Below are 3,403 nucleotides of genomic sequence, written 5' to 3'. Positions count from 1 at the left end.
TTAGGGCCGCGGCATTACGACGTCGTCATGGGAATACGGTGCCCGGACGCGGGACGTCCTCGGTCGGCAGCACTGTGTCGGCCGAGGAGGCCGCACGGCTCCTGGGGATCGCGCACGGGGCCGTCGACGAGCGGCGGCGCGCCGGCATCCTGCCCCCCATCCGGGAGGGCAGCGACTGGCGCTATCCCGCCTGCCAGTTTCCGGCAGGGTGAAGTCATCCCCGGTCTCACCGCCGCCATTCGCAACCTCGCCGAAGCGGATCCGTGAGCGACGCTCGACTTCCCGCTGGCGCCCGACACCGTCCTCGCGGGCCGGACGCCCGTGCAGTCCTTTCAGGAAGGTGATCGAGACGCGGTGCTGCGCCTGGTCCGTGCGAGCCAATGCAACGGCTTCAGGTGAGCAGGTCCCGCTCCCTCCGAGCCTGGGCGGGACCATGGAACCGCGGCTATGATCGAGCATTGGCAGGTTCGAAGGGGTAGAGTCCGGATGCGGAGCCCATCATGGCGATCGAGGACGACGCGCTGTTCCAACACGCCGAGACCGTTCTGGCCGAGACGGCGCGGCTCCGCGCGGCGCATGAGCGATTCCGGGAGCAGGTCGAGCGACGGCTCGAGCAGATGAGGCAGGTCGAGGCGGAACTCGATCCACTCCTGTCGCACCCGCCTGCCGAGATGAGAGCAATCTGGAGGCTCCACACCGGCGAGGCCTCGTGATCCGAAAAGCGCCCTAGCGGGCCTCCAGATCAGGCGGCTGCGCCCGCGCGATCGCGTCTGCGATGAGCTGCCGATGGACGCGCCAGGTCTCCATGGTCTGCTCGAAGTTGCGGAGCAGCTTGCGGGCTTCGGTGGTGTCGCGGCCCTGCGCGGTCTGGTCCTCGATCCGGAGGATCAGGTCGGTGATCCGCCGCTCGCCCTCGGCGAGGTGCCGATCGGCCCTGTCGAGATCCAGGCGCTCCTGGTGCAGGTCGGGCATGCGGCGCTCCTCAACCGTGCAGGCGGGAGCGCATGGGTCTCTCAGCCACCGGCGCGTACGGGTCGGATCGGCCAGTGATGGCAGCACTATGCGCCCGTTCGGACCTGAGCCCAAGTGCGGCAGTGTCGTTCGCTGGGCCGAAGAAGCCTGCGCCCCGCACCTGTCGGCTCAACTGCCCTGAGCGATCGGCTTCCCGCTCATCCCGTCGGACTTGCATTCGGCCCATTCCGTCGATAAGTCCCGACATATGGAATCGGAACACGTTATCCTCGCCCTCGCGGCGCTCGCGCAGCCGACCCGCCTCGAGACCTTCCGGCTCCTGGTGAGGCACGAGCCCGAAGGCCTCCCTGCGGGCGAGATCGCCCGGGGGCTCGCGGTCCCGCACAACACGATGTCCTCGCACCTGAACGTGCTCGCCCGGGCCGGGCTCGTGCGCTCCGAGCGCCGGAGCCGCTCGATCCTCTACCGCGCCGACCTCGGGCGCTTCCGCGAGGCCGTGACCTTCCTGCTCCGGGACTGCTGCGGCGGCCACCCGGAGGTCTGCGCGCCGCTCGTCGATGCGCTCTCATCCTGCTGCACTTCCAAGGAGACCGCCCATGGCTGATGCCGCCTACAACGTGCTCTTCCTCTGCACGGGCAACACCGCCCGCTCGATCCTCGCCGAGTCGATCCTGCGCAGGGACGGTGCGGGCCGCTTCAACGCATTCTCGGCGGGCAGCCAGCCCAAGGGGACGGTGAATCCGTTCGCGCTGAAGGTCCTCGAGGCCAACGGCTACCCGACGGATGGCTTCCGTTCGAAGAGTTGGGACGAGTTCGCCGAGCCCGGCGCGCCCGTGATGGATTTCGTGTTCACGGTCTGCGACGACGCCGCGGGCGAGCCCTGCCCGGTGTGGCCCGGCCATCCCGCGACCGCGCATTGGGGCATCGAGAATCCCGCCGCCGTCGAGGGCTCCGACATCGAGAAGGAGCGCGCCTTCGTCCAGGCCGGCAAATACCTCAGGAACCGGATCGCGGCCTTCCTGGCCCTGCCGATGGCGAGCCTCGACGAGATCGCCCTCACCCAGCGCCTCCGGGAGATCGGCCTGCTCGAGGGCACAACCTCCGGCACCGTCCCCCTCGACCACAGCTCGGCCTGAGGATTCAACATGTCCCTGTTCGAACGCTATCTCACCTTGTGGGTTGCCCTGTGCATCGTGGCCGGCATCGCGCTCGGCCACGTCTTCCCGGGCCTGTTCCTGGCGATCGGCGGCCTGGAGATCGCCAAGGTCAACCTGCCCGTCGCGGTCCTGATCTGGCTGATGGTCATCCCGATGCTGCTCAGGATCGACTTCGCCGCGCTCCGGCAGGTGAAGGAGCACTGGCGCGGCATCGGCGTGACGCTCTTCATCAACTGGGCCGTGAAGCCGTTCTCGATGGCGGCTCTGGGCTGGTTCTTCATTGGTCATGTGTTCCGGCCCTACCTGCCGGCCGACCAGATCAACTCCTACATCGCCGGCCTCATCATCCTGGCCGCCGCGCCCTGCACCGCGATGGTGTTCGTCTGGAGCAACCTCACGAAGGGCGAGCCGCACTTCACGCTGAGCCAGGTGGCCCTGAACGACACCATCATGGTGTTCGCCTTCGCGCCGATCGTCGGCCTGCTGCTCGGCCTGTCGGCGATCACCGTGCCCTGGGACACGCTCGTCCTCTCCGTCGTGCTCTACATCGTGATCCCCGTGATCGTGGCGCAGCTCCTCCGCCGTCGCCTGCTCGCGAATGGCGGCGAGGCGGCGCTCGCGGGCCTGTTGCGGACTTTGCAGCCGCTCTCGCTCGCAGCCCTGCTCGCGACGCTGGTCCTGCTGTTCGGCTTCCAGGGCGAGCAGATTCTCGCCCAGCCGCTCGTGATCGCGATGCTCGCCGTCCCGATCCTGATCCAGGTCTACTTCAATGCAGGCCTGGCCTATTACCTGAACCGCCTCACGGGCGAGCAGCACTGCGTCGCCGGCCCCTCGGCCCTGATCGGCGCCTCGAACTTCTTCGAGCTCGCGGTCGCCGCCGCGATCAGCCTGTTCGGGTTCAACTCCGGGGCGGCGCTCGCCACCGTGGTCGGGGTGCTGATCGAGGTGCCCGTGATGCTCTCGGTCGTGCGGATCGTGAACCGCAGCCAGGGCTGGTACGAGCGCGGCGCCGGCCGGCGGTCCTTGTCCGGACGGGAGGTCGTGGCCGGTGAGTGAGCTTCCGAACGTCGATCCCGATCTCCTCGGCCTGCCCGACCCGACCAGGCTGGAACCGAAGCGGATCTCGACCCACCCGCCGCGCATCCTGCCGCTCTACGGCTCGCTGCGGGAGCGCTCCTACAGCCGCCTCCTGGTGCTCGAGGCGGAGCGCCTGCTCCGGCATTTCGGAGCGGATATTCCGCACCCGCAGCGCGATCGCTCACGTGGGCACGACA

6 protein-coding genes and 1 pseudogene are annotated in these 3,403 nt (G+C 68.6%); 6 read left to right on the top strand and 1 reads right to left on the bottom strand.

Annotated features, from left to right (window positions below):
* Both BN1233_RS47575 and BN1233_RS32360 read left to right on the top strand, forming a co-directional pair.
* The coding region (locus tag BN1233_RS47575) for a helix-turn-helix domain-containing protein (RefSeq protein ID WP_210168230.1) at window positions 1–212 on the top strand (212 nt) is incomplete at its 5' end.
* A gap of 288 nt (window positions 213–500) precedes the next feature.
* Window positions 501–713 carry a hypothetical protein gene (locus BN1233_RS32360; RefSeq protein WP_046867805.1) on the top strand — a complete coding sequence of 71 codons (213 nt, stop codon included), beginning with the start codon at window positions 501–503 and terminating at the stop codon, window positions 711–713.
* Window positions 714–726: 13 nt separating this feature from the next.
* Here the strand turns inward: BN1233_RS32360 and BN1233_RS32355 are convergent, their stop codons facing one another.
* Window positions 727–972, bottom strand: coding sequence for a hypothetical protein (locus BN1233_RS32355; protein WP_046867804.1), 246 nt, complete (start codon window positions 970–972; stop codon window positions 727–729).
* Between the two features lie 247 nt (window positions 973–1,219).
* Between BN1233_RS32355 and BN1233_RS32350 the strand changes: the two genes are divergently transcribed.
* The 4 genes and pseudogenes from BN1233_RS32350 to BN1233_RS32335 form a co-directional block, all read left to right on the top strand.
* On the top strand, window positions 1,220–1,576 hold the full coding sequence (locus BN1233_RS32350; protein WP_046867803.1) for an ArsR/SmtB family transcription factor: 357 nt from the start codon (window positions 1,220–1,222) through the stop codon (window positions 1,574–1,576).
* A complete protein-coding gene (locus BN1233_RS32345) occupies window positions 1,569–2,108 on the top strand; it encodes an arsenate reductase ArsC (RefSeq protein ID WP_046867802.1) in 540 nt (179 codons plus the stop codon). Before BN1233_RS32350 ends, BN1233_RS32345 begins: the two co-directional genes overlap by 8 nt.
* A gap of 9 nt (window positions 2,109–2,117) precedes the next feature.
* Window positions 2,118–3,185: an ACR3 family arsenite efflux transporter gene (gene arsB / locus BN1233_RS32340; protein WP_046867801.1), complete on the top strand. Its 1,068-nt coding sequence runs from the start codon at window positions 2,118–2,120 to the stop codon at window positions 3,183–3,185.
* Window positions 3,178–3,403, top strand: a pseudogene (locus BN1233_RS32335) (hypothetical protein); the annotation flags it as partial. The gene arsB and the pseudogene BN1233_RS32335, both read left to right, overlap by 8 nt.

The organism is Microvirga massiliensis (assembly GCF_001006805.1).
GTDB classification, from domain to species: Bacteria; Pseudomonadota; Alphaproteobacteria; order Rhizobiales; family Beijerinckiaceae; genus Microvirga; species Microvirga massiliensis.
The sequence above is the reverse complement of the archived record's forward strand: the minus strand, read 5'-3'. Positions and strand labels throughout refer to the sequence as shown.

Coding starts and splice junctions, on each gene's coding strand:
- BN1233_RS32345 (WP_046867802.1), top strand. CDS start 1,569: ATGGCTGATGCCGCCTACAACGTGCTCTTCCTCTGCACGGGCAACACC.
- arsB (WP_046867801.1), top strand. CDS start 2,118: ATGTCCCTGTTCGAACGCTATCTCACCTTGTGGGTTGCCCTGTGCATC.
- BN1233_RS32350 (WP_046867803.1), top strand. CDS start 1,220: ATGGAATCGGAACACGTTATCCTCGCCCTCGCGGCGCTCGCGCAGCCG.
- BN1233_RS32355 (WP_046867804.1), bottom strand. CDS start 972: ATGCCCGACCTGCACCAGGAGCGCCTGGATCTCGACAGGGCCGATCGG.
- BN1233_RS32360 (WP_046867805.1), top strand. CDS start 501: ATGGCGATCGAGGACGACGCGCTGTTCCAACACGCCGAGACCGTTCTG.